This window comes from Trinickia mobilis, from assembly GCF_017315705.1.
Taxonomy (GTDB): domain Bacteria; phylum Pseudomonadota; class Gammaproteobacteria; order Burkholderiales; family Burkholderiaceae; genus Trinickia_A; species Trinickia_A mobilis.
In genome coordinates this window covers 90641-116399 of record NZ_JAFLRF010000011.1, presented here as the reverse complement: position 1 = coordinate 116399, position 25759 = coordinate 90641, and the positions used below count along the sequence as shown (strand labels likewise).

Genomic DNA, 25759 nt, shown 5'->3' with positions numbered 1-25759 from the left:
GTCGCCCTTCGTGTCATACGAGAGGTGCGTCGTCGTCACAGCCGGCATGTCGGTCTGCGCCAGCACCGGCAGGTACGTCGCCGGGTCGGTCGAGTTCGCCTTCTTCATCGCCGAGCACATCGCCATCGCGCCGTCGTAGGCGTACGGCGAGTACGTCTGCACGTCTTCGTTGAAGCGCTTCTTGTACTTCGCGACGTAGTCCTTGCCGCCCGGCATGTCTTCCAGCGGGAGACTGTTTTGCGAAAGGACAACATCGAGTCATCTCAAAAAAATGCAATGTAATCAGCGTGTTAGGATCGACCCCTTCTTTCCGAGGAGGAGATCCACGATGGCTCAAATCAATGATACGGATGGCGTGCGGGTCGTGATGAGCCCCGCGCAGTTGGCGGCGGTCGTGTCGGGGAAATCGATCAGTCGAACGGAGACGCTGACCAACCGGCTATGGGGCGGCTTGCAAATCGTCGGCGGGGTACTGGAAATGGCCGGCGCGAGCGTACTCTGTGTGATGCCGGAACCGACGATGTTAAGCAAGGCAGGATGCATCGTATTCGGCGTGCATGGTTCGGATACGGCTGCGACGGGGATCCGTCAAGTCTGGACGGGGCGGGATACGACTACGCTGGTTCAGCAGGGCACGACCAAGTTGGCCGAGACGCTGAAGGCACCGCCGGAGATGGCGAACCATATCGGCTTGTCGGTGGATATCGGCGTGTCGTTTGGCGTTGCGGGGATGGTGAAGGCAGTGCGTGTCGCCAGCGTCACGATGGGCCGGATCGAGTTGATGAAGCATGAGGCAAAAACTAAAGGGACCGGGCGGGCATACGTTTCTAAAACATGTTGGGCGAACTGAGGCTCAATTGCGAGAACGGCTGCGATTGGAGCCAAGGCGGCAAACGGTCTCATCTTTCAAAAATATCCAGTCTGCGGAGTGGGGAATTTCGAAAGTAATGCGATTGGACGCAATGCGCATTAAGGCATGGGCACAATCAAATGCACGAAGTAAGCCGCTCGAATTAACCAGAGATGTCGGAGAGATTATTGGCTACGGGATACCAAGAAAAACAGGGAGACTTACCGAGATGAGTGTTGTGCATGTCGTGTTGAAATTTGAGACATACAATGGAATGCCCTATTATGTTCTTACGGCTTACTTATTCTGAGGTTGGGCGATGAAGACTCCCGGATACCCCGAGCTAAATCACTTATTCGGTGTTTATCTAAATCAGGATTTTGATATATGGGGCGACTCGTTGCGAGATATTATTGATTGTTATAAAAGGAATAGCCCGACAGAAGATCAAAAATCGATGCTTATTGAAATCGATACATTTAAGAAAGCGCATCCAACTGATCTGGATGAGGCATTCGATGCGATGTACGGCCACGAATTTTGGCCTGTGCCGTGGGGTTACACCACCGATTCATTTCTTGAAGAATTGAAAAGGTTGCTACAAGAGTAGTTGGCCGCGCCACCAACTCTAACATTCAGCGGAGCACTAAAAACGCAAATCCCGTGGGATGTAATCGCCCATGGGGATTTTCCCACGTTGACGCGGAACTGAGCGACATTGAAAATGATTTCCACAATGAATTTTTGCTTCAAAAAATGCATCGGCGAAATTAAATTCTCTCTAGTCACGGACTATTCAGATGATATGTCGCGTGTTTTATCCAGATTTGGATTGAAACCCGACAAATCATTGCTTGTGGAGCAGAGTCGTGAAAGCGCCATTTCCATCCTTTCAAAATTGATATGGAAGGGACAAGCCTATCAAACCGAATGCATGCCAAGAGAATTGGCTGAATCCACCGCGAGGAAAATAATATCGGAAAATGAATCAACCACGAGCCGTTATTTTTCCAACAAGGACTGCGCCGAATCGGATGAATGGTCTCAGCTTACGGAGTCGACGTTCGATTCCGGGATTATTGTATCCGGTGACGACGGAAGATATTTTTGCATTTGGTTTGAGGACGAAGACTGATTCTCGGACGGCACATTTCGGAATTTAAATCATCATGATCGAATCTCGATATCCAGAACTTTGGCAGCTCATTCGCGGATACTTCAATGAAGACTTTGACATGTGGGGGAGCAATGTCGAGGAGATAGTTCGATGTTATAGACAAGAAATAAGTGTCGTCACTCAGAATTTAATAATGCGGGAGATCGAACAATTTCGGAAGGACAACTTTAACAACATGGACTTGGTTTTCAAGCGCGAGTTTGGGACACAATTTGACCCCGAGCTATGGGGTTACAACGCCGACTCATTTCTTGACGAACTAAAAAGACTGCTTCAAGAGTAGTCGGCCGCGCCACCAATTTTAACATTCAGCGGAGCACCAAAAATGCAAACCCCGTGGGGCGTCACCGCCTACGGGGTTTTTCCCATGTTCACGCAGAACTGAGCGACATTCCTGAAGACTCCTGGATACCCCGAGTTAAATCATTTATTCGGCGTTTATCTAAATCAGGATTTTGATATTTGGGGCGACTCACTTCGGGATATTATTGACTGTTACAAAAAAAATAGCCCGACGGAGGATCAAAAATCGATGCTTGTTGAAATCGATACATTTAAGAAAGCGCATCTAACTGATGTGGACGAGGCATTCGATGCGATGTACGGCCATGAGTTTTGCCCTGTGCCGTGGGGTCATACCACGACATCGTTTCTTGATGAATTAACACGGCTGCTGCAAGCAGCAAATCACAGCCGATTCATTTCTTGATGAATTAAAAAGTCTGCCCTGAACAATCCCAAGAGCCTTATGTGACAAGGCTTTCAGGCCGTAAAGCGGTTAATGGAATTGCAGGAAGCAGGCGATCGCCCATCCAACTGATTCGCGGTTGTTGGAACGGTGTCGCGGACATCTGGTGAAGGCCGCGGTACGGCACGGCTTGAAGCTGCGGCCCGAGTGACCTGCCACAGGGTTTAGGACGAAGTAGTCAGCCGAACAATCCGCGAAGCCTACCGGCTGGAGCATTTGCTGACCCGTAAGCATCCAAACCAAGCGGCCGTGGCGCAGGCCACCTTGGCAAACGGGTGGTACCCATATAAAGACGGACTAAAAAGGCTGCTCCAAGTGTAGTTGATCGCATCACCAACTTTCACACTCAGCGCAGCACCAAAAAATGCAAAACCCCGTGAGCGCATCCACCCACGGGGTTTTTCTCATGTTCACGCAACGCGCGGCCGACACGCGTCGCGTTACAACACTCGAACTGCGCCAGCCATTACTTCCCGCCAACGCTCTGCAGCGGCGTCCACTTGCCGTCGACGACCTTGTACATCGTGATGCCGCCGTTCTTCAAGTCGCCCTTCGTGTCATACGAGAGGTGCGTCGTCGTCACAGCCGGCATGTCGGTCTGCGCCAGCACCGGCAGGTACTTCGCCGGGTCGGTCGAGTTCGCCTTCTTCATCGCCGAGAACATTGCCATCGCGCCGTCGTAGGCGTACGGCGAGTACGTCTGCACGTCTTCGTTGAAGCGCTTCTTGTACTTCGCGACGTAGTCCTTGCCGCCCGGCATGTCTTCCAGCGGCAGGCCGGCGAGCGAAGCGATCGTGCCGTTCGCCGCGTTGCCCGCAACTTGCAGGAACGTCGGCGTGTGGACCATTTCGCCGCCCATCAGCGAAGCCTTCATGCCCAGCGTCTTCATCTGCTTGACCATCGGGCCCGCTTGCGAATCCGCGCCGCCGTAGTAGATCAGATCCGGGTTCGAGGCCTTCAGCTTCGTCAGAATCGCCTTGAAGTCGACCGCCTTGTCGTTCGTGAACTCGCGGTCGACGATCGTCGCGCCCGAGGCCTTCGCGGCCTTCTCGAACTGGTCGGCGAGACCCTGGCCGTAGGCCGTGCGGTCGTCGACGATCGCGATCTTCTTCATGCCAAGGTCCTTGACCGCGAACGCACCGGCCACCGAGCCTTGCTGCGTGTCGGAGGTCATCATGCGGAACGTGGTCTTGAAGCCTTGCTGCGTGTAATCAGGCGCCGTCGCCATGGCGATTTCGGGGATGCCCGCGTTCGCGTAGATGCGCGATGCCGGAATCGTCGTGCCCGAGTTGAAGTGGCCGAGCATGCCCTTGATGCCGTCGTCGACCAGCTTCTGAGCGACGGTCGTGCCCGTGCGCGGGTCGGCCTGGTCGTCGGCTGCATCGAGCACGAACTTGACCGGCTTGCCGGCGATCACCGGCTTCGTCGCGTTGATGTCTTCGATCGCGAGCGTGATGCCGTTCTTGAAATCTGCCCCGTAGTGCGCTTGCGCGCCGGTCATCGGACCAGCAAAGCCGATCTTCACTTCGTCGGCTTGTTGCGCTTGCGCCGTCCCCGCCAGCGACAGTGCGGCAACCAGCGTCGCGCCTGCCAGCTGTTTCATCGTGTGTTGCATAGCTTCTCCTAGATACCAAGGTAGTGTTGGTGCGGCTTCGGGGTCGCCTTGCCGCTTCGTTTTTTGAATCGATCCGCGAGGGTCGCTCAGCCGATCGTCATCAAATTCGCATTGCCGCCAGCCGCGGCCGTGTTCACGCTGACCGAACGCTCGGTCAGCAAGCGCTCGAGCGCGTAGTCTTCGTCGCCGTTTTCGAGCGAACCCGCCGCCACGCCCTGCACCGAGACGATCGGCCCGGGGCGCTTCGCGACTTCCTTCACGACGGCGAGCAGCTCGTCGCTGTCGCCTTCGAAGAGCACGGCGTCGAAGTCGCCCTCACCGGTCTTCTTGACGCTCGCGTACGCCTTGAGCGACGCGGGAAGCGCCGCGACCAGCTCCTCGCCCGCCGGGCCCGAGAACAGCGCGCGGTTGCCCGTCGCCAGCACCGCCGCGAACTGCGCGCGAGCGCCGCTTGCCGTCGTGGGCACGCAGGATACCGTACCGCGCGCGCCGAGCGTATACGTGTTGCGCTCGCCGGTCGGTCCGGGCAGCACCGCGGTCGCGCCAGCCAGCACGTGCGACAGGTAGCCGTCGCAGCGCGCAGCCAGCGCCGGCTCGCGCTCGGCGATCAGCCAGTCGCGCAGCGCGGTGAGCGCGGCGCTGGGCGACGAGCCGTTGCCGTTGCCGTCGGCTGCGGCCGAATCGACCACGAGCGACGCCGCCAGCGACTTCGGCAGCCCCGCCGGACGCTTCGCGAGCAGACGCTGCAGATAGAGCGCGCCGCCCGCCTTCGGCCCCGTGCCCGACAAGCCTTCGCCGCCGAACGGCTGCACGCCGACCACCGCGCCGATCACGTTGCGGTTCACATAGATGTTGCCGACGTGCGCGCGGCCGATCACGTGCGCGATCGTCTCGTCGATGCGCGTGTGGATGCCGAGCGTGAGCCCGTAGCCGGTCGCCTTGATCTGCTCGAGCAGCTTGTCGAGACCGCTCCTGCGATAGCGGATCACGTGCAGCACCGGGCCGAACACTTCGCGCTTGAGCTCGTCGATGCTGTCGAGCTCGACGAGCGTCGGCGGCACGAACGTGCCTTGCGCGCAGGTCTCGGGCACCGGCAGCTGCGTGACCGTGCGGCCCTTCTCGCGCAACGCGGCGACGTGCGTATCGATCGTGCGCTTCGCTTCGGCGTCGATCACCGGGCCGACGTCGATCGAAAGACGATCCGGGTTGCCCATCGCCAGCTCGCGCATCGCGCCCTTCAACATCGTCAGGGTGCGGTCGGCGACGTCGTCCTGCAGGCACAGCACGCGCAGCGCGGAGCAGCGCTGGCCGGCCGAGTCGAACGACGACTGCAGCACGTCCGCGACCACCTGCTCCGCGAGCGCCGACGAATCGACGATCATCGCGTTCTGCCCGCCCGTCTCGGCGATCAGCGGAATCGGCTTGCCGTCGGCGTCGAGGCGTTCGGCCAAGGTCTTGTTGATGAGGCGCGCGACTTCGGTCGAGCCCGTGAACATCACGGCGCGCGTGCGATGGTCGGCGACGAGCGCCGCGCCCACCGTTTCGCCGTTGCCCGGCAGCAGTTGCACCGCGCCTGCCGGCACGCCGGCTTCGCGCAGGATGCGTACGGCTTGCGCGGCGATCAGCGGCGTCTGCTCGGCCGGCTTCGCGATCACCGTGTTGCCGGCGGCGAGCGCCGCAGCGACTTGGCCCATGAAGATCGCGAGCGGGAAGTTCCACGGGCTGATGCAGACCACCGGGCCCAGCGGCCGGTGCGTGTCGTTCGAAAACTCGTTGCGGATCTGCGTCGAGTAGTAGCGCAGGAAGTCGATCGCCTCGCGAATCTCGGCGACCGAGTTCGGCAGCGACTTGCCCGCTTCGCGCACCACGAGGCCCATGAGCGTATGCATCTGCGCTTCGAGCAGATCGGCCGCGCGCGCGAGGCAATCGGCGCGCGCTTCGACCGGCGTCGCCTGCCAGATCGGCGCGGCGGCCACGGCGTTCGCGAGTGCGGCGCTCACGTGCTCGGAGGTCGCTTCGACGACCGTGCCGACGAGGTCGCGATGATCGGCCGGATTGCGCACGTTTCGCGCGCCCTCGGCGCCGGAAGCGGTGCCGGCGACGATCTCGTCGTGCTCGAGCATCGGCGCGGCGCGCCACGAGTGATGCGCGCTCGCAAGCAACGCCGACGACAGCGACGCGAGCCGATGCTCGTTCGACAAATCGAGCCCCATCGAATTGAGGCGTTCGGCACCATACAGATTGCGCGGCAGCGGGATCTTCGCGTGCGGCGCGCCGAGCGGCGTGATCTTCGACGCTTCCTCGACCGGATCGGCGACGAGCTCCTTGACCGGCACGCTCTCATCGGCGATGCGGTTCACGAACGACGTGTTCGCGCCGTTCTCGAGCAGGCGTCGCACGAGGTAGGCAAGCAGCGTTTCGTGCGTGCCGACCGGCGCGTAGACGCGGCACGGACGATTCAGCTTGTCGCGGCCGGTCACTTCTTCGTAGAGCGGCTCGCCCATGCCGTGCAGGCACTGGAATTCGTATTGGCCGGGGTAGTAGTTCTGCCCCGCGAGGTGATAGATCGCCGACAGCGTGTGCGCGTTGTGCGTCGCGAACTGCGGATAGACGGCGTCGGGCGCGCCGAGCAGCTTCTTCGCGCACGCAAGGTACGACACGTCGGTGTAGATCTTGCGCGTGTAGACCGGATAGCCTTCGAGGCCGTCCAACTGCGCGCGCTTGATTTCGCTGTCCCAGTACGCGCCCTTCACGAGCCGCACCATCACGCGATGGCGGCTGCGGCGCGCAAGATCGATCACATAGTCGATCACGAACGGGCAGCGCTTCTGATAGGCCTGCACGACGAAGCCGATGCCGTTCCAGCCCGCCAGCTCCGGATCGAAGCACAGCGCTTCGAGCAGATCGAGCGACAGTTCGAGGCGGTCGGCTTCTTCGGCGTCGATGTTGAGGCCGATGTCATAGCGGCGCGCGAGGATCGCGAGCGTGCGAACGCGCGGCAGCAGCTCGCTCATCGTGCGCTCCTGCTGCGAGCGCGAGTAGCGCGCATGCAGCGCCGACAGCTTGATCGAGATGCCCGGGCCTTCGTAGATGCCGCGCCCGCCCGCCGCCTTGCCGATCGCGTGGATCGCCTGCTCGTACGACGCGTAGTAGCGCTGCGCGTCCTCTTCGGTCGTCGCCGCTTCGCCGAGCATGTCGTACGAATAGCGGAAACCGCGCGCTTCGTACTTGCGGCTGTTCGCGAGCGCTTCGGAAATGTTTTCGCCGGTGACGAACTGCTCGCCCATCAGGCGCATCGCCATATCGACGCCCTTTCTGATCAACGGCTCGCCGCCCCTGCCGATCAAGCGCGTCAGCGCCGACGACAGGCCCGCTTCACTGTTGGTCGTCACGAGCTTGCCGGTGATCATGAGGCCCCAGGTGGCCGCGTTCACGAACAGCGACGGCGCGTGGCCGACGTGCGATTTCCAGTCGCCCTTGCTGATCTTGTCGCGAATCAGCGCGTCACGCGTGGCGCGATCGGGAATGCGCAGGAGCGCTTCGGCGAGGCACATCAGCGCGACGCCTTCCTGGCTCGACAGCGAGAACTCGTGGATCAGCCCTTCGACGCCGCCGCCCGTGCGCTTCGCGCGCAAGTTTTCGACGAGTTTGGTCGCCATGGTCTCCACGTCGCCGGCAAGATTCGCGGGCAGGCGCGCCTGGCCGAGCAGGAACGGCACGCACTCGGGCTCCGGCCGGCGGTACGCGGCCGTGATCGCCGCGCGCAGCACCGATTGCGGCTGCACGTTCTGCGCGAAATCGAGGAACGGGTGCGGTGCGCCGTCTTCGTCGGCGTCGCCCGAGGCGCCGTCGGCGAAATCGGCCGTGCCGGTGTGGCCGGACAGCTCGGCGGGCAACTGGCCATGCTCGATCTTCTCGAGGTAGGCAAAGATCGCCTGCTTGATGAGCCAGTGGGGGGTGCGTTCCAGACGCGCCGCAGCATCTTTGAGCCGCGAGCGGAGGATATCGTCGACTTTGACGCCTAAGGTGGTGCTAGCCATATTTCCTTCGTTTGCCGGCCCGGGATGCCGGCGAATGACCAAAAAGTTGGCGGAATCGTACGCCTTCAAATAAAAAGGTGCAACCAAATATATGACACGGTTGCACCCAGCGCAGAGCCTTTGGCGACAAGGTTTCCCGGGACATGGCCCGGGCTGGGGCTGTTAGGGTTGCGCTCGGTATTTTCCCTGAGCGGAAATCGTTATCATCGCCCTCTTCGTGGGCAAAACCGTGCCGTTAACCCGGGAACGGGGGTTAGCGCACTGTGCGCAGCACGAAAGGAGAAGCAAATGGAGAAGTGGATTGTGATCGGCAGCATCTGGGCGATGTCCGTCGCGTGCCTCGTACTTTTCGTGCGCGGCGCATCGCCGGCGCATAGCCGCGCCCTGGCCATGGCGCGCTCGCGCGCAGAACGGCGCCGCAAGGCGGCGCTCGAGAAGCAGCCCCAATCGTCCGCAGAACCGAAGGGAACCTGACCGGAAGAAAGCGTGAAGTGCGCGAGTAGCGGGGAGAACTGAGCGCACGTATCGTCGGGAGAGACCCGCTGGTCGTGCAAACGGCACAGACGACTATCGGCGACACTCGCACCCAACCCCGAACCAAAAACAGCGAGGCCCGAAATGCTTTGCTCGAGAGATTGCCGATTGTCCGCGCGGTACCGGCAGCCGCAACAACGGGGACGCAGGCCGACGCCGGCCCGTGCAAGACCGCTCATGCCACCTGCCCCGGGCTATGCCAATAGGGTGCGAACACGTGCGCGGACAGCGCGTAGCCGACTGCGATATTGACCGTCAACGCCCGCCGTGCAGCCCTGAAAACGGCTTGAATACAACAAGAAGAAGGGATTTGGCGGAAACCGGGCGCCCTAGATATCGAGCGGATCGACTTCGACGCTCCAGCGCAGCACGCCCTTCAGCGAGCGCAACGCCGGCTGCCACGCGCGCAGCGTGCCCTGCAGTGCCGCGCGCGATGCGCTTTCGAGCAGAAGCTGCGCGCGATGGACGTTCGCGACCTTGACGATCGTCATCGGCACCGCGTCGTAGACGGTGACGCGCTCCGCCGCAGGAATCTCGGCGAGCGCGGCGGCGGCTTGCTGCAGGAACGCGAGCGCCGCGTCGAGCGTGCGCCCCTCGGCGCGCAACAGCGCCTGATAGACGAACGGCGGCAAATGCGCGTCGCGCCGCTCGGAAAGCGTCGAATTGGCGAAGCCGACGTAATCGTGGCGCCCGAGCGCGTGATAGAGCGCGTGACGCGGATAGCGCGTCTGCACAAGCACTTCACCCGGCAGGCCGGCCCGCCCCGCCCGGCCGCTCACCTGCATCAGCTGCGCGAAAAGCCGCTCGCTCGCGCGGAAATCGTGTGAGAACAGCGCGGTATCCGCGTTCAGCACCCCGACGAGCGACACGCGCTGGAAATCGTGTCCTTTTGCGATCATCTGCGTGCCGACGAGGACATCGACCTCGCCCGCATGCACGTCCGAAAACAGCGCCTGCGCGCTGCCCTTGCGGCGCGTGCTGTCCGCGTCGATGCGCAGCACGCGCGCGCCCGGCACCGCAGCGGCGAGCGTCTCCTCGACGCGCTGCGTGCCGCGTCCGAGCGGCGCGATATCGACGTTGCCGCAATCCGGACACGAGCGCGGAATGCGCGCTTCCCAGCCGCAATGATGGCAGCGCAGTGCGCGCTCGGGCTTGTGCAGCACGACATACGCGCTGCAGCGCGGGCAACCGGCCACCCAGCCGCAGGCGTCGCACGACAGCACCGGCGCGTAGCCGCGACGGTTGAGGAACACGAGGCTCTGCTCGCCGCGCTCCAGCCGGCTCTTGAGCGCGGCGATCAGCGGCCCCGACAAACCTTCGACCGACGCCCGTCCACGCCGCCGCTCCTCTTCGAGATCGATCAGCCGGACGGCCGGCAGCGCCGCATCGGCGACCGCCCGGCGCGCGAGCGTGAGCCGCTTGTAGCGGCCCTGATCGGCCTGCCACCAGCTTTCGAGCGACGGCGTGGCCGACCCGAGCACGACCGGTAGCGCAAGCTGCTTCGCCCGCCAGACGGCGAGATCGCGCGCCGAATAGCGCAACCCTTCCTGCTGCTTGTAGGCCGGATCGTGCTCCTCGTCGACGACGATCAACGCGAGCTTCGGCAGCGACGCCAGCACCGCGAGCCGCGTGCCGAGCACGATGCGCGCGTGCCCGAGGTGCGCCGCGAACCAGTTGCGCGCGCGCTCGCCCTCGGCGAGGCCGCTATGCAGCGTCACGATCGCATCGTCGGGGAATGCCGTGAAACGCGCGCGAAACGCGGCTTCGAACTGGGGCGTCAGATTGATTTCGGGGACGAGCACGAGCGCTTGCGCATCGGGGCGCGCCTCGAGCAGCGCGGCGAGCGCGTGCAGATAGACCTCGGTCTTGCCACTGCCCGTCACGCCGTGCAGCAGGAACGGCGCAAAGCCGTCGGCCGCGCCGATTGCCTCGACCGCCTGGCCTTGCTCGTCGGTGAGCGTCGGGCGGCGGACAGGAAGTGCATCGGGCGATTGGCCGTTTGCGGAGCGCGGTATGTCGCGCGCCACGGCCGCGTCGATTACCTGATGGTCGATCCAGCCGTCGGCCTGCCATCCTGCGAGGGTCGCGATTGCCTTCGGATGAATCGCGCGAGCCTCGGCGGCATCGATCGATTCCGCAGCCGCAAGCGCTTCGGCCAGCCGCCGCAGCGCGCTCGCACGCGCGGGCAGCGCGTCGGGCAACGCGGCACGGCCGGCGGGCGTCAGCCGGTAGCGCTCCTCCGGCGCGAAGAGCCGCGCCCAGCGCGAAGCATCGCGCAACGCCTGCGGCAGCGCCGGCAGCGCCACCTCGCCGAGACCGCGCTGGTAGTACTCCGCCGCGAACGTGGCGAGCGCGAGCCACTCGGCGGACAGCGGCGGACAAGCGGTGCAGAGCGCGTCCACTTCGCGCAGCCGCTCGGGAGGCACCTCACTGTGAGCGGTCACTTCGCAGACGAGCCCCACCACGTGCCGCTTCCCAAACGGCACCTGCACCAGCATGCCCGGTGCGGGCTGCGCCGAAGTCCCGCAGCGATAGTCGAACAGCGTCGGCAGCGGATGATCGAGCGCGACGCGGACGAACACGCCGCTCACGCTAGCGCGAGCCCCGACGAGCGGGCCGGTCGGCGCGAATGCTGGGCTGCGACGCGCGAAGCGAAGTTAAAGTAAAACATCACATTCGCCGCTAAGTTTTGGATTCTCATTAAGAATTGCCCGGTTGCCGCCCAGCCTGTGGATAACTTTGTTGAGAACTCGCCCGGCAAACCGCAGAAATGGCGCAGCGACGCCATTCTGTGGGCCATCGCACACTCATTCCGGATGCCGTCAAACCCTTGCCAGTCAAGGCCGAGAACTGCCTAAAGCACAGTTTTCGCCACAATGCCAGCGACAAATCGCTCTACCGCGCCGCAACGTGTGGAATGTGTATAAGTCAAGTCTTGACAATCACAAGACAGCCAAACGGCGCGGCGCTGCGCGCGGGTTCCCCCTTAAGATGAGAGCCCACTTTGATGCGTTGCAGCAAGGATTGTCATGAAGCCGACATTTACGCGCGAGCCCGAATCGTGCGGCTATGGCGATGTACTTCGTCGACCAATTCGGCGACATGCTCGGGCGGCGTGAACTGCGAGATGCCGTGGCCGAGATTGAAGACGTGGCCAGGATGGTCGCCGAAACTGTCGAGCACTTTGCGCGCTTCCTCGCGTATCGTGGCCGGCGGCGCGAACAGCACGGTCGGATCGATATTGCCTTGCAGCGCCACACGCGCGCCGACGCGCTCACGGGCGCGGCCGAGATTCACCGTCCAGTCGAGGCCCACGGCATCGACGCCCGTCGCCGCGATCTCCTCGAGCCACAGGCCGCCGCCCTTCGTGAACGTGATCACCGGAACGCGAGCGCCGTCGTGCTCGCGCTTCAAGCAACCCACCACCTTCTCGATGTAGTGCAGAGAAAAACGCTGGTAGACGCCGTCAGCGAGCGCGCCGCCCCAGGTGTCGAAGATCATCACGGCCTGCGCGCCCGCTTCGATCTGCGCGTTCAGATACGCGGCGACCGCTCCGGCGTTCACCTCGAGAATGCGGTGCATCAGTTCCGGCCGCGCGTACAGCATCGACTTGACCGTGCGGAAATCGTCCGAGCCGCCGCCTTCGACCATGTAGCACGCGAGCGTCCACGGGCTGCCCGAGAAGCCGATCAGCGGCACGCGCTGGCGGCCTTCGGCGTCGGTCAGCGCGCGGCGGATTTCGCGCACCGCATCGGTCACGTACGACAGCGTCGCCTCGATATCGGGCACGGCCAGCTTCGCGATGTCCGCCTCGGTGCGGACCGGGCGCGCGAACTTCGGGCCTTCGCCAGCGGCGAAGTCGAGACCGAGGCCCATCGCGTCGGGAATCGTCAGGATGTCGGAGAAGAGGATCGCGGCGTCGAGCGGGTAGCGCTCGAGCGGTTGAAGCGTGACCTCGGTCGCGTAGTCCGGGTTCTTCGCCAGGCCGAGAAAGCTGCCGGCACGGCTGCGCGTGGCGTTGTACTCCGGCAGATAGCGGCCCGCCTGACGCATCAGCCAGATCGGCGTGTAGTCGGTCGGCTGGCGCAAAAGCGCGCGCAAGAAAGTGTCGTTCAGAAGGGTATGAGCCACGGTGGAGGCGACGAAAAGGCGTAGAGCAAAGAGCGATTCTACCGGAGGAGGCTCGCGCGCTCGTGTGCGATACGCGCAATAACGGGCTGGGCCAGCGCCGCTTTTGTTCGCGGCTTTCGTCACCGGCGCGGCGCTGCAGGACTGTGGAAACGAATAAAGAAGCCGATGCGGCTCGTCGCCACACCGGCTTTTTGCGACCCATTCGCGCTAACGACAGGCCCTCGACAACGCCCGGTCGTTATTCGACCGTCAGTTGGCGTGCCTTGGCGGCGGCCTTCTTCGGCAGGGTCAGCGTCAGCACGCCGTTTTCGAACTTGGCGCGGGCATTCGCCTCGTCGACCTCGTTGGGCAGCGCGTAGCTGCGCGAAATCGCACCATACTGCCGCTCGCTGCGCAGCACACGGAACTTCGCACCGTCCCCGCCACCGTTTTCGACGTTAAGTTCGCGCTTCAGCTCGGCACACAGCGTCACGACGTTCGCGTCGATCGACACCTGGATGTCTTCTTTCTTCACGCCGGGCAGATCCGCGAGCAGCGTGAAGCTGGTCGCGTCTTCGCGCACTTCGGTGCGCACGTCGATGCCGGGGGATGCTTCGCCCGGCACCTGGCCGTGCACCGGTCGGATATAGAAGCCGGGGGCAAAATCGCGGAATAGTTCTTCAAACATGGAACGGCTGGTCAGCGACGACATTTCGAGCTCCTTCGAATTGGACACACGCGGAAACGCGGCGCGCGGACATGCCGCGCATCGTTCAATGGAAAGCGTTCCGCCATGACACAAAGATAGGGGGTGCTCGTCGATGTTCAAGGGGCAGCACGCTCCGCTATGATCGACCAACCCAAAACCCAACCCACGCGAGAAGACCGATGAAAAGAACCGCACTCGCCTTGCTGTTGAGCTTTGCCTGCGCCGCCTCGGCGTTTGCGCAGGCGAACGGCGCCGCCAGTCAGTCGACGCAGTCCCGGCTGGAACACATCGCCGCCCGCGGCACGTTGCGCGTCTGCACAACGGGCGACTACAAGCCGTATTCGTTCTACCGCGCGGACGGCAGCTTCGAAGGCATCGATATCGACATGGCCGAGTCGCTCGCGAAATCGCTCGGCGTAAAAGCGGAATACGTGAAGACGACGTGGTCGAACCTCATGAACGACTTCATCGCGAAGTGCGATATCGCAGTGGGGGGCGTGTCGACGTCGCTCGAACGGCAGAAGCGGGCGTTCTTCACGCAGCCCTACATGATCGACGGCAAGACGCCGATCGCGCGTTGCGGCGACGTGGAGAAGTATCGGACGGCCGCACAGATCGACCAGCCGTCGACGCGCGTGATCGTCAATCCCGGCGGCACCAACGAGCGCTTCGCGAAGCAGTATTTGTCGCACGCAGCGCTGACCGTCTACCCGGATAACGTCACGATCTTCAAGCAGATTCTCGCGGGCAAGGCCGACGTGATGGTCACCGACGCATCGGAGACGCTGCTCCAGCAAAAGATCAACCCTGGACTCTGCTCGGTGCATCCGGACAAGCCGTTTCAATACGGCGAAAAGGCCTACATGGTGCCGAGCGACGATGTCGTGTTTCAGCAGTACGTCGACCAGTGGCTGCACCTCTCGCGCGCAACGGGCGAGTTTCAGGCGATTTCGGACAAGTGGCTCAAGTGACGGGGTGCGAGGCGCTCAATTCAATTCCTCTCGTGGCGGCTATCGGTTCATTCGACCATCTGCCCCGGCACGCGCGGGGCCGGCGCATGTGCCCGATGCATCGCGCCGAACAGACGTTCATGCTCGACTTTCACGCACGTATCCATCACGACATCGAGCCCCGCAGCCGCAGCGAGCGCCGCCGCCTCGTCGTTGACGACGCCCAATTGCAGCCACAACGACTTCGCCCCGATCCCGACCGCGTCGGCGGCCACTGGCAGCACTGCCTCGGCGCGCCGGAAGACGTTGACCATGTCGATCGATACTTCCTCGTCGGCAAGCGCATGTGCAGCATCGGCAAGCGTCGCGTAGCAACGCTCCCCGAGCACGCCGGCGGAATCGTTTGCATAAGCGGGGTTGACCGGCACGATCCGATATCCGTGCGCCTGCATATAGGCGGCGACCGAATAGCTCGGCCGATGCGGACGATTCGACAAACCGACCACCGCGATCACGCGATCGCGCTCCAGAATGGGCTGCAAAGTTACACGCTCGTTCATCGTATAAAAGTCGATGGAAAGATAGGGGGTCTCAGCACGCGGCGACACGAACTCAATCGGCTTGCAATCGAGCGGATTCGGCTGCATGTTCGGCGATCTCGCATGCCGCGCGGCGACGTTTCTTGAAATGATGACCGGCTCATGCGCTCCGGTCTGTCGCGACCCATTTTCAAATCGGTAAGAATATCTTATTAAGCATTTGCAGAAGGCAAAATATCCCGGAAAGCCTTATCTGGCGGGCGTTACAACCTGAAACACTTTGTTACCGCGTCCTGAAAGCAATTCGCCCACAATGCCCTTCAACGGTTTCAACACGGATGTGGCGGCAGTGCAAAGTGTGAGCGGATACGATGCACTCAAGCCGGTCGGCCTCGCGCCGAATCCCTCCCCGGGGCATCCCTGCTGGAGCCGTTATCGGCGCAATGCGTCAATCCAGTCGGTTCCTACATTGGTCTCCTCGCGCTAACCCCGTAGCGTGTGGTTTTTAGCGGGCTCTAGGCCCGCTTTTTTTTCGCCCTCTCCCTTTGCAAATTGCGCAGAACACTTAGGTGTTCGGTCCTTATGCGGTGCCGCGAACATTCAGCACGGCAACCCCTCTCTTTCCTTCGAAGTCGAGCAATTGCCGGGCTTGGCGCGTGCGTGCTTTACGCGGTCGGCGGAGTCGACAGTTTCAACTCGTCGATCATTCGTTCGCGCATGACGAATTTTTGCACTTTGCCTGTTACCGTCATCGGCATGTCGTCGACGAAACGAATGTAGCGCGGCACCTTGTAATGCGCGATCTGCCCGCGGCAGAAGTCCGTCACTTCATCGACGGTCATCGATTCGCCAGGGCGCAGCACGATCCACGCGCAGATCTCCTCGCCGAGTTTCGGATCGGGAACGCCGAACACCTGGACGCTCTGAATCTTCGGATGCCGAAATAGAAATTCCTCGATCTCGCGTGGATAAACATTTTCGCCACCGCGAATCAGCATGTCCTTTAGCCGGCCGACAATGTTGCAGTAGCCTTCGGCGTCGATCGTCGCCAGATCGCCCGTGCGCATCCAGCCGTCGACGATCGATTCGCGCGTGCGCTCGTCGTCGTCCCAATAGCCCAGCATCACCGAATAGCCTTTCACGCACAGCTCGCCGGTCTCGCCGACCGGAACGATTTGCCCGGACGGATCGACCACCTTCGCCTCGAGATGCGGCTGAATGCGGCCGACTGTACTCGTGCGTTTTTCGACCGGGTCGGCCGTCGAGGTTTGAAACGACACCGGGCTCGTCTCGGTCATCCCGTAGGCGATCGTGATATCCGACAGATGCATCCTCGACATCACGCGCTTCATCGTTTCGATCGGGCACGGGGCGCCGGCCATAATGCCGGTGCGCAGCGACGTAAGATCGAACGTCTCGAAGGCCGGGTGGTCGAGCTCGGTGATGAACATCGTCGGCACGCCGTGCAATGCGGTGCAGCGCTCCTCCGACACCGCCGCGAGCGTCGCGCCCGGATCGAACGCTTCGCCGGGAAACACCATCGCCGCGCCGACCGACACGCATGCGAGCACCGCCAGCACCATGCCGAAGCAGTGATACAGCGGCACCGGAATGCACAGCGAGTCGGCTTCGCTCAAGCGCATCGCCATCGCGATATGGCGCGCGTTGTTGATGACGTTGCGATGCGTGAGTGTCGCGCCCTTCGGGTTGCCGGTGGTCCCGCTCGTGAACTGGATGTTGATCGGGTCACCCGCCGATAACGTCGCGTCGAGTGCATCCAACGGCGTGGTTTCGCGCGCAACGCGTCCCATTTCGACCAGTTCAGAGAAGCACAGCATGCCGGCCGTGTCGGTATCGCAAGTCCGGATCACGACGCGCAGATCCGGCAGGCGCGCGGCATGCAGGCCGCCCGGCGACTGCTGCGCGAGCTCCGGTGCCAGCGCTTGAAGCATCTCGACGTACATCGACGTCTTGAAGCGCTCCGCGCAAACCATCGCCTTGCAGCCGGACTTGTTCAGCGCGTACTCGAGCTCGGCGAGCCGGTAGGCGGGATTGACGTTGACGAGCACGGCGCCGATGCGTGCCGTCGCGAATTGCGTCAGCAGCCACTCGACGCGATTCGGCGACCAGATGCCAACGCGATCCCCTTTGACGATGCCAAGCGCCGCGAAGCCGGCCGCGAGGACGTCGATTTCGTCGGCGAATTCCTGCCAAGTCCAGCGAATGCCCTGCTCGCGAAACACAACGGCCGGCCGATCTGGAAAGCGCTGCGCGGTGTCGCGCAGAAACTGCCCGATCGTCGCCTCCGACAGCGGGATATCGGTTGAACCGCACACATAGGAAATACCGTCGACCGGCGCGATCAGCGCGCCGTCGCTTGGAGCCTGCGTTGCCATGGTTGTCTCCGCCAGAGGTAAGCTTTATTGGAATAGCTATTGGCCGTCATTCTGCCACCCGGGGAGGACAGCGCGGCATCAAGTCTTACCCGCAGCATACGCTCGCCCGTGTCGATGCCCTCTGCCTCTGCGCAAGTCGGCGCATTCGCGGCAAAAGCGCAGACAGCGTTGCATGGGACCCGAGTTAGTGCTCTGCATGGGGCCGGAGTCAGTGCTGAAGCACTCACTCCAGCCGACAAAAAAAAGCAGCCCGAAGGCTGCTTTTTTCTTACGACAGAAAACGTGTCAGCGACGACCGCGCAGTTTGCGCAAACGCTCGATCGCTGCGAGTTGAGCCGTCGCGTACGCGAGCTCCGCTTGCGCGGTTGCGTATTCGAGGTTCGAACCCGAGTTTTGCAGCGCCTCTTCCGCGCGTTTGCGAGCCTGCTCGGCCTTCGCCTCGTCGAGGTCCGCGCCGCGGATCGCCGTGTCGGCGAGCACCGTCACCGCGCCGGGCTGCACTTCGAGAATGCCGCCCGCGACGAACACGAACTCTTCTTCGCCGTTCTCAGCCTCGATGCGCACCGCACCCGGACGAATCCGAGTGATGAGCGGCGTGTGGCCCGGCAGAATGCCGAGCTCGCCCGCCTCGCCCGGCAGCGCGACGAATTTCGCCGGGCCCGAGAAGATCTGCTCTTCCGCGCTGACGACGTCTACTTTGATGGTTGCCATATCGACTCCTGTCGACGAGTGTTAGCGCTTTAGCGCTTACTCTCGTCCCACGCAAGGCAGGTTGAGCGTATTACGAGGGCGTCGCCACTGCGTATCGATACATCACACGTATTGACACGCCGATGGCCAGCGCCCGCTGCGTTACACCCGACCTTTACTGGATCTTCTTGGCCTTTTCGAAGGCTTCGTCGATCGTGCCGACCATGTAGAACGCCTGTTCCGGCAGGTGGTCACACTCGCCGTCGACGATCATCTTGAAGCCGCGGATCGTTTCCTTCAGCGGCACGTACTTGCCCGGCGAGCCCGTGAACACTTCCGCGACGTGGAACGGCTGCGAGAGGAAACGCTGGATCTTGCGAGCGCGCGCCACCGACAGCTTGTCTTCCGGCGACAGTTCGTCCATGCCCAGAATCGCGATGATGTCGCGCAGTTCCTTGTAGCGCTGCAGCGTTTGCTGCACGCGGCGCGTGATCGTGTAGTGCTCTTCGCCGATCACGTTCGGGTCGATCTGGCGCGACGTCGAGTCGAGCGGGTCCACCGCAGGGTAGATACCGAGCGAAGCGATGTCACGCGAGAGTACGACGGTTGCGTCCAAGTGGCCGAAGGTCGTAGCCGGCGACGGATCGGTCAAGTCGTCCGCAGGGACGTACACGGCCTGCACCGAGGTGATCGACCCGGTCTTGGTCGACGTGATGCGCTCTTGCAGCTTGCCCATTTCTTCAGCCAGCGTCGGCTGATAGCCCACCGCCGACGGCATCCGGCCGAGCAGTGCCGACACTTCGGTACCGGCCAGCGTGAAACGGTAGATGTTGTCGACGAAAAACAGCACGTCGAGGCCTTCGTCACGGAAGTGCTCGGCCATCGTCAGGCCGGTCAGCGCCACACGCAGACGGTTGCCCGGCGGCTCGTTCATCTGGCCGTACACGAGCGCCACTTTGTCGAGAACGTTCGAGTCCTTCATTTCGTGGTAGAAGTCGTTCCCTTCACGGGTCCGCTCGCCCACGCCCGCAAACACGGAATAGCCGCCGTGTTCCTTAGCGATGTTGTTGATGAGCTCCATCATGTTGACGGTCTTGCCCACGCCAGCACCGCCGAACAGGCCCACCTTGCCGCCCTTTGCGAACGGGCAGATCAGGTCGATCACCTTGATGCCGGTTTCGAGCAGTTCGGTCGACGGCGACAGCTCGTCGAACGCCGGAGCCTTCTGGTGGATCGAGCGCGTCGTTTCGCTCGTGATCGGACCGGCCTCGTCGATCGGACGACCGAGCACGTCCATGATGCGGCCGAGCGTCGGCTTGCCGACCGGCACGCTGATCGGCTTCGCGGTGTTCTTCACCACGGTGCCGCGGCGCAGGCCGTCCGACGCGCCCAAACAAATCGTGCGCACGACGCCGTCGCCCAATTGCTGCTGAACTTCGAGGGTCAGTTCCGTGCCTTCGAGGATCAGGGCATCGTAGACCTTCGGCATGCTCGCGCGCGGGAATTCCACGTCGATCACCGCGCCGATGCACTGTACGATCTTGCCTTCTACCAAAGCAGTTGTACTCATCGCTTTTCCTTTAGATACTCAATTCTTCACTCGCGCAAGGGCGCAGTTACCGAGCTATTCGCTACGTTGCGGCCGATCGCGACGATCAGACCGCGGCGGCGCCGCCGACGATTTCCGACAGTTCCTTCGTAATCGCGGCCTGGCGGCTCTTGTTGTACGAAAGCTGCAACTCGTTGATAACCGTCTTCGCGTTATCCGAAGCGGCCTTCATCGCGACCATCCGCGCCGACTGTTCCGACGCCATGTTCTCGGCCACCGCCTGATACACGAGCGCTTCGACGTAACGCACCAGCAGCTCGTCCACGACAGCCTGCGCATCCGGCTCGTAGATGTAGTCCCAAGCCGAGTTCGGCGTCGTCTTGTCTTCCCGCTGGAAGTGCTCGGCCGACAGCGGCAGCAGTTGCTCGATCACCGGCTCCTGCTTCATCGTGTTGATGAAGCGCGTGTACGCGAGGTACACCGCCGAAATCTTGCCTTCCGAGTACAGGTCGAGCTGAACCTTCACTGCGCCGATCAGCTTCTCGAGGTGCGGCGTATCGCCCAGTTGCACGACGTTCGACACGACCTTCGCGTGCAGGCGATTCAGGAAGCCGAAACCCTTGTTGCCGATTGCCGTCGCTTCGACCGTCTGGCCTTTGCCTTCCAGTTCCTTGAACTTCTGGAGCGACGCACGCATCACGTTCGTGTTCAAGCCGCCGCACAGGCCCTTGTCGGTCGTGACGAGGATGAGCCCCGCAGACTTCGCGCCCTCGTTCTCCACCATGAACGGGTGGCGATACTCGGGGTTCGCGCGGCTCATGTGCGCAGCGATATCGCGGACTTTCTCGGCGTACGGACGAGCAGAGCGCATGCGCTCCTGGGCGCGGCGCATCTTCGATGCGGCGACCATCTCCATCGCTTTCGTGATCTTGCGCGTGTTTTGGACGCTCTTGATCTTGCCGCGAATTTCCTTCATTCCAGCCATTGCTTGCTCCTTGATCCTTGATCGAAGCGGCGCGGGCTCGACATCCGCCGTACGCGCCGCTTCAACATCCGTTTTTGACTAGCGGATCACGCTGGATCAGTAGGCGCCCGACTTCTTGAAGTCCTTCAGAGCGGCATGGAGCGCGCCCTCGTCGTCCTTCGAGAGGTCCTTCGTATCTTCGATGCGCTTGACCAGGTCGGCATGGCTCGTCTTCAGGAATTCGCGCAGGCCCTTTTCGAACGGCAGGACGTCCTTCACTTCGAGGTCGTCGAGATAGCCGTTGTTGGCCGCGAACAGCGACACAGCCAGTTCCCACACTTGCAGCGGCTGGTATTGCGGCTGCTTGAGCAGTTCCGTCACGCGGCGGCCGCGCTCGAGCTGCCTGCGGGTAGCTTCGTCGAGGTCCGATGCGAACTGCGCGAACGCTGCCAGTTCACGGTACTGCGCCAAGTCGGTACGGATACCGCCGGAGAGCTTCTTCACGACCTTCGTCTGCGCCGCACCGCCCACACGCGACACCGACACGCCGGCGTTGATGGCCGGGCGGATGCCTGCGTTGAAGAGGTCGGTTTCCAGGAAGATCTGGCCGTCGGTAATCGAGATCACGTTCGTCGGAACGAACGCCGTCACGTCGCCGGCTTGCGTTTCGATGACCGGCAGTGCGGTGAGCGAACCGCTCTTGCCCTTCACTTCGCCGTTCGTGAACTTCTCGACGTACTCTTCCGAGACGCGAGCCGCACGCTCCAGCAGACGCGAGTGCAGATAGAACACGTCGCCCGGATACGCTTCACGGCCCGGCGGACGGCGCAGCAGCAGCGAGATCTGACGATACGCCCAAGCTTGCTTGGTCAAGTCGTCATAGATGATCAGCGCGTCTTGCCCGCGGTCGCGGAAGTATTCGCCCATCGTGCAGCCGGCGTACGGCGCGAGGTATTGCATCGCAGCCGATTCGGAAGCCGAAGCAGCGACGACGATCGTGTACGCCATCGCGCCCGTTTCTTCGAGCTTGCGCACCACGTTCATGATCGACGAAGCCTTCTGGCCGATCGCGACGTAGATACAGATGAGGTCTTTGCCCTTCTGGTTGATGATCGTGTCGACAGCGACTGCGGTCTTGCCGCACTGGCGGTCGCCGATGATCAGCTCGCGCTGGCCGCGGCCGATCGGCACCATCGAGTCGATCGACTTCAGACCCGTTTGCACCGGCTGCGACACCGACTTACGCCAAATCACGCCCGGGGCGATTTTTTCGATTGCGTCGGTCAGCTTTGCGTTGACCGGACCCTTGCCGTCGATCGGGTTGCCGAGCGCGTCGACCACGCGGCCGACCAGTTCCGGACCCACCGGCACTTCGAGAATGCGGCCCGTCGTCTTGACGATGTCGCCTTCGGAGATGTGCTCGTATTCGCCCAGAATCACGGCGCCGACCGAGTCGCGCTCGAGGTTCAGTGCGAGACCGAACGTGTTGCCCGGGAATTCGAGCATTTCGCCTTGCATCACTTCCGACAGGCCGTGGATGCGCACGATACCGTCGGTCACGGAGATCACGGTGCCTTGATTGCGAACGTCTGCGCTCGCTTCAAGGCCCTGGATCCGGCTCTTGATCAGCTCGCTGATCTCAGAGGGATTGAGTTGCATTATTCGCTCCTGATAGTCAATTCTGTTGCGTGCCAGCCGCGTATGCGCTTCAGGCGGTCAGTGCCGTCTGCATGCTGGCAAGCCGCGCGCGGACCGAGGTATCGAGCACTTCGTCGCCGACCGTCACGCGCACGCCGCCGATCAGCGACGCGTCGACTTCAACCGACGGTTTCAGCTTGCGCTTGAACTTGCGTTCGAGGCTTGCGACGAGGTCGTTCAACTGCTCGCCTTCGAGCGGGAATGCGCTGACGATCAGCGCATCGGCCGCGCCCTCGCGAGCGTTCTTCAGTTCTTCGAACTGCGTGGCGATTTCGGGCAGCAGCGAAAGCCGATGATTGTCGATCAGCATCTGCACCAAATTCTTCGCCTGCGGGGTGTCCTTGACCGGCGATTCGACCGCGGCCAGCAGCAGATCGCTGACCTGGGCGCGGCTCACTTTCGGGCTCGCGGCGATCGACAGCACTTCGGGCAGACGCGCAACCTGTGCCAGCTCCTGCACGAGAGTGGACCAGGCGCCGGCGTCACCCCCTTCGGCTACGCGAAACAGCGCTTCTGCGTACGGACGGGCAATGGTTGCAAGTTCGGCCATGATCAGAGCTCGGCTTTCAGTTGATTCAGCAGTTCGGCGTGGGCCTTTTGATCGACTTCGCGCTTCAGGATCTGCTCGGCGCCCTTCACGGCCAGCGTGGCGACTTCGCCGCGCAGCGCATCGCGTGCCTTGACGATCTGCTGGTCGGCGTCGGCCTTCGCCTGCGCGATGATGCGTGCGGCTTCGGCTTGAGCGTTCGCCTTGATTTCGTCGGCGACGGTGAGTGCGCGCTTCTCGGCATCAGCGATGCGCTGCTGACCGTCGTTGCGTGCTTGAGCGAGTTCCTGGTCGACACGCTTATGCGCGGCTTCGAGTTCCGATTTGCCCTTCTCGGCGGCGGCGAGGCCTTCGGCGATCTTCTTCGAACGCTCATCGAGGGCGTTGACCAACGGCGGCCACACGAACTTCATCGTGAACCACGCGAGGATCAGGAACACGACCATTTGCGCAAACAGGGTTGCGTTGAGATTCACGGTGTTTCCTTAAACGTTGCTATTTCGGAAAGTGAAACGGTAAGGCGCTCATCGACATGCATTCGATCAGCGCCCCAGCACCCGTTCCGCCCCGCGCCGTCTAAAAAGAGTTACGGCGCAAACTTCCGAGGAACCTCAGCCTGCCAGCTTCGACAGGAGCGGGTTCGCAAACGCAAACAGCATTGCCACACCAACGCCGATCAGGAACGCCGCGTCGATCAGACCAGCCAAGAGGAACATCTTGGTTTGCAGCGGGTTCATCAGTTCCGGCTGACGTGCGCAGGCTTCGATGTACTTGCCGCCCATCAGACCGATACCGATACAGGCGCCGATTGCACCCAGGCCGATGATGATGCCGATACCGATGGCGGTCAGACCTTGGATGTTGGCGATGAAAGCTTGCATGATCACTCCTTTATAAAAGACTTTTTAGAACTGGGATTTAAGAAACGAAAACGAATCTATGACTGCTGGACCGCGCTTAGTGCGTGTCATGTGCCTGGCCGATGTACACCAGCGTCAGCATCATGAAAATGAACGCTTGCAGAAGAACAATCAGGATGTGGAAGATTGCCCAGACGCTGCCTGCGATCACGTGGCCGATGAAACCGAGCACCGAGGTGTCCGCGCCGAAAGTCCAGATACTGCCGAGCAGGGCGATCAGCAGGAACAGCAGTTCGCCCGCGTACATGTTGCCGAACAGCCGCAATGCGAGCGAAACCGTCTTGGCGACGAACTCGATGATGTTCAATGCAAGGTTCGGAATCCACAGCAGCGGATGCGCGCCGAACGGAGCCGACAGCAGTTCGTGCGCGAAGCCGCTGGGACCCTTGATCTTGAGGTTGTAGTAGATCATCAGCACGAACACGCCGAGCGCGATGCCGAAGGTGCCGTTCAGGTCGGCCGTCGGCACGATGCGGTGGTGCGGTATGACCGCCGACAGACCCAGCCAGCCGATCACGCGGCCCGGCAGGTCGACGGGGAGAAAGTCGAGAGAGTTCATCAGCACGACCCAGATGAACACAAACAGCGCCAGCGGTGCGATGAAGGTACGGTTGCCGTGGATGATCGCCTTCGACTGGTCCTCGACCATCTCGACGAGCATTTCGATTGCGCACTGGAAGCGGCCAGGTACGCCGGGTGTCGCTTTGCGCGCTGCAAGACGCAAGATGAGGATCGTCACGAGACCGCAGACGATTGACCAGAACAGCGTGTCGAGATTCCACACGTGAAAGTCGACGACCGACGTCTGGTGCGACGTGGAGAAATTCTGCAAGTGGTGCGCGATGTATTCGGACGGATCCATACCGCGCGTTCCTTCGCTAGCTGCCATATCGTTATTGCCACCCAAATTGTCGAAAATCTTCCCGTGCTCGCGCCCGCCGCAACAGTGCGTCGCGGGAACGAGTCAGCGCAAGCGATCTCATAATCGTGCGCTTAATCGGACTCAACCAGCTCAGCGCAGGCCAAGCGCAATCCAGTACGTCTTCAGCGCGATGAGATAAGTCACGAGCAGCGGCAACCAGCGCACGTCGTGATACCAGTACGCGACCGCCACGAGCATCGCGACTGTCGCTCCCATCTTGAGCGCTTCGCCAATCATCCAGCTCAGGATGGTTGCGCCGCCGCCCAGCTTTCTAAGACGTGCCGCGAACAATGCGCTCGGCACCCAGCAAATCGCTCCCCCCAGGAACGCCGACAGCGCAGCAGCGCCCGGCGGCGTATAGAACAGCCACCAAACCAGCGTAGCAACCAGGGACAAAACCATTTGCGCAACCACAACCCTGAAAGGCGTGACGCGCGATGGACGACTCACATTCGGACCAAACAGCTTCTCTGCTTCAGCCCGCGAGAGCGGAACGATGTTTTTATCTTGCTGCTCGGCATCCCACGCATCGTCAGCCCATTCCTGCTGACCGTCGGCCGCTTTGGAAGCTGCGCGTTGTGCGTGTTCTTCGTGCCTGTCATCCGGCGCTCGACCCGCCATCGCAGTGTTCCGCAAAGTCCATTTCGGCCCGTGTCTTTCATGACGCTTACGGGGTTGCCTAGCTAATAAATCCGGGCGATTGTAAGCGATAGTTGCAGGTGATTCAAGACTTTAGGCGCGTCACGACCCGCCGCGAAAGGTGGCGCCGAAAGGGGTCGGAAAACAGTCTGTCTATGGGGC

The 25759-nt window shown here is 62.0% G+C and carries 22 protein-coding genes and 2 pseudogenes; 7 read left to right on the top strand and 17 right to left on the bottom strand.

Going from position 1 to position 25759, the window contains the following annotated elements:
* A pseudogene (locus tag J3489_RS17300) lies at nt 1-237 on the bottom strand (branched-chain amino acid ABC transporter substrate-binding protein); the annotation flags it as partial.
* A gap of 91 nt (nt 238-328) precedes the next feature.
* On the opposite strand from J3489_RS17300, the pseudogene J3489_RS17295 reads away from it, so the two are divergent.
* From J3489_RS17295 to J3489_RS17275, 5 genes and pseudogenes are all read left to right on the top strand, one after another.
* Nucleotides 329-1160: pseudogene (locus tag J3489_RS17295) on the top strand (RNase A-like domain-containing protein).
* A gap of 9 nt (nt 1161-1169) precedes the next feature.
* A complete protein-coding gene (locus J3489_RS17290; protein WP_206999977.1) occupies nt 1170-1460 on the top strand; it encodes a contact-dependent growth inhibition system immunity protein in 291 nt (96 codons plus the stop codon).
* A gap of 108 nt (nt 1461-1568) precedes the next feature.
* Entirely contained in the window at nt 1569-1985 is a 417-nt protein-coding gene (locus J3489_RS17285; RefSeq protein ID WP_206999976.1) for a hypothetical protein, read from the top strand.
* A gap of 34 nt (nt 1986-2019) precedes the next feature.
* Nucleotides 2020-2310 (top strand): contact-dependent growth inhibition system immunity protein, encoded by a 291-nt coding sequence (locus J3489_RS17280; protein ID WP_206999974.1) that lies wholly within the window; start codon nt 2020-2022, stop codon nt 2308-2310.
* Between the two features lie 111 nt (nt 2311-2421).
* Nucleotides 2422-2736 carry a contact-dependent growth inhibition system immunity protein gene (locus J3489_RS17275; protein WP_207000185.1) on the top strand — a complete coding sequence of 105 codons (315 nt, stop codon included), beginning with the start codon at nt 2422-2424 and terminating at the stop codon, nt 2734-2736.
* Nucleotides 2737-3241: 505 nt separating this feature from the next.
* Here J3489_RS17275 and J3489_RS17270 read toward each other — a convergent pair.
* Together J3489_RS17270 and putA are read right to left on the bottom strand one after the other, a co-directional pair.
* Nucleotides 3242-4390, bottom strand: coding sequence for a branched-chain amino acid ABC transporter substrate-binding protein (locus J3489_RS17270; RefSeq protein WP_206999972.1), 1149 nt, complete (start codon nt 4388-4390; stop codon nt 3242-3244).
* Nucleotides 4391-4476: 86 nt separating this feature from the next.
* Nucleotides 4477-8430 carry a trifunctional transcriptional regulator/proline dehydrogenase/L-glutamate gamma-semialdehyde dehydrogenase gene (putA, locus tag J3489_RS17265; RefSeq protein WP_206999970.1) on the bottom strand — a complete coding sequence of 1318 codons (3954 nt, stop codon included), beginning with the start codon at nt 8428-8430 and terminating at the stop codon, nt 4477-4479.
* 288 nt (nt 8431-8718) lie between these two features.
* Here putA and J3489_RS17260 point away from each other — a divergent pair, with 288 nt between their 5' ends.
* Nucleotides 8719-8904: a hypothetical protein gene (locus tag J3489_RS17260; RefSeq protein WP_206999968.1), complete on the top strand. Its 186-nt coding sequence runs from the start codon at nt 8719-8721 to the stop codon at nt 8902-8904.
* A 389-nt stretch (nt 8905-9293) separates the two neighbouring features.
* On the opposite strand, the gene J3489_RS17255 is transcribed toward J3489_RS17260, so the two are convergent.
* From J3489_RS17255 to J3489_RS17245, 3 genes are all read right to left on the bottom strand, one after another.
* Nucleotides 9294-11555, bottom strand: coding sequence for a primosomal protein N' (locus J3489_RS17255; protein WP_206999966.1), 2262 nt, complete (start codon nt 11553-11555; stop codon nt 9294-9296).
* 451 nt (nt 11556-12006) lie between these two features.
* On the bottom strand, nt 12007-13095 hold the full coding sequence (gene hemE / locus J3489_RS17250; protein ID WP_206999964.1) for a uroporphyrinogen decarboxylase: 1089 nt from the start codon (nt 13093-13095) through the stop codon (nt 12007-12009).
* A 238-nt stretch (nt 13096-13333) separates the two neighbouring features.
* Nucleotides 13334-13786, bottom strand: a complete 453-nt coding sequence (locus tag J3489_RS17245) for an Hsp20/alpha crystallin family protein (RefSeq protein WP_206999962.1) — start codon at nt 13784-13786, stop codon at nt 13334-13336.
* Nucleotides 13787-13962: 176 nt separating this feature from the next.
* On the opposite strand from J3489_RS17245, the gene J3489_RS17240 reads away from it, so the two are divergent.
* Complete coding sequence (locus J3489_RS17240; RefSeq protein ID WP_206999961.1) at nt 13963-14754, top strand: transporter substrate-binding domain-containing protein; 792 nt, start codon at nt 13963-13965, stop codon at nt 14752-14754.
* A gap of 47 nt (nt 14755-14801) precedes the next feature.
* Here J3489_RS17240 and J3489_RS17235 read toward each other — a convergent pair whose 3' ends face one another.
* From J3489_RS17235 to J3489_RS17185, 11 genes are all read right to left on the bottom strand, one after another.
* The gene (locus tag J3489_RS17235; protein WP_242540080.1) at nt 14802-15380 is read right to left on the bottom strand and encodes a CoA-binding protein; all 579 of its coding nucleotides are present in this window, start codon (nt 15378-15380) and stop codon (nt 14802-14804) included.
* A gap of 557 nt (nt 15381-15937) precedes the next feature.
* Entirely contained in the window at nt 15938-17668 is a 1731-nt protein-coding gene (locus J3489_RS17230; RefSeq protein ID WP_206999959.1) for an AMP-binding protein, read from the bottom strand.
* A 285-nt stretch (nt 17669-17953) separates the two neighbouring features.
* Nucleotides 17954-18379, bottom strand: a complete 426-nt coding sequence (locus J3489_RS17225; RefSeq protein ID WP_206999958.1) for a F0F1 ATP synthase subunit epsilon — start codon at nt 18377-18379, stop codon at nt 17954-17956.
* 154 nt (nt 18380-18533) lie between these two features.
* Nucleotides 18534-19928 carry a F0F1 ATP synthase subunit beta gene (atpD, locus tag J3489_RS17220; protein WP_206999957.1) on the bottom strand — a complete coding sequence of 465 codons (1395 nt, stop codon included), beginning with the start codon at nt 19926-19928 and terminating at the stop codon, nt 18534-18536.
* 85 nt (nt 19929-20013) lie between these two features.
* On the bottom strand, nt 20014-20892 hold the full coding sequence (gene atpG / locus J3489_RS17215) for a F0F1 ATP synthase subunit gamma (protein WP_206999956.1): 879 nt from the start codon (nt 20890-20892) through the stop codon (nt 20014-20016).
* 96 nt (nt 20893-20988) lie between these two features.
* A complete protein-coding gene (atpA, locus tag J3489_RS17210; protein ID WP_206999955.1) occupies nt 20989-22530 on the bottom strand; it encodes a F0F1 ATP synthase subunit alpha in 1542 nt (513 codons plus the stop codon).
* A gap of 49 nt (nt 22531-22579) precedes the next feature.
* Nucleotides 22580-23119, bottom strand: a complete 540-nt coding sequence (locus J3489_RS17205; RefSeq protein WP_206999954.1) for a F0F1 ATP synthase subunit delta — start codon at nt 23117-23119, stop codon at nt 22580-22582.
* A 2-nt stretch (nt 23120-23121) separates the two neighbouring features.
* Nucleotides 23122-23592, bottom strand: a complete 471-nt coding sequence (locus tag J3489_RS17200) for a F0F1 ATP synthase subunit B (RefSeq protein ID WP_206999953.1) — start codon at nt 23590-23592, stop codon at nt 23122-23124.
* A gap of 135 nt (nt 23593-23727) precedes the next feature.
* Nucleotides 23728-23997 carry a F0F1 ATP synthase subunit C gene (gene atpE, locus J3489_RS17195; protein WP_007180033.1) on the bottom strand — a complete coding sequence of 90 codons (270 nt, stop codon included), beginning with the start codon at nt 23995-23997 and terminating at the stop codon, nt 23728-23730.
* Between the two features lie 76 nt (nt 23998-24073).
* On the bottom strand, nt 24074-24925 hold the full coding sequence (gene atpB, locus J3489_RS17190) for a F0F1 ATP synthase subunit A (protein ID WP_206999951.1): 852 nt from the start codon (nt 24923-24925) through the stop codon (nt 24074-24076).
* A gap of 123 nt (nt 24926-25048) precedes the next feature.
* Complete coding sequence (locus J3489_RS17185; protein ID WP_206999949.1) at nt 25049-25579, bottom strand: ATP synthase subunit I; 531 nt, start codon at nt 25577-25579, stop codon at nt 25049-25051.
* Nucleotides 25580-25759 lie beyond the last annotated feature (180 nt).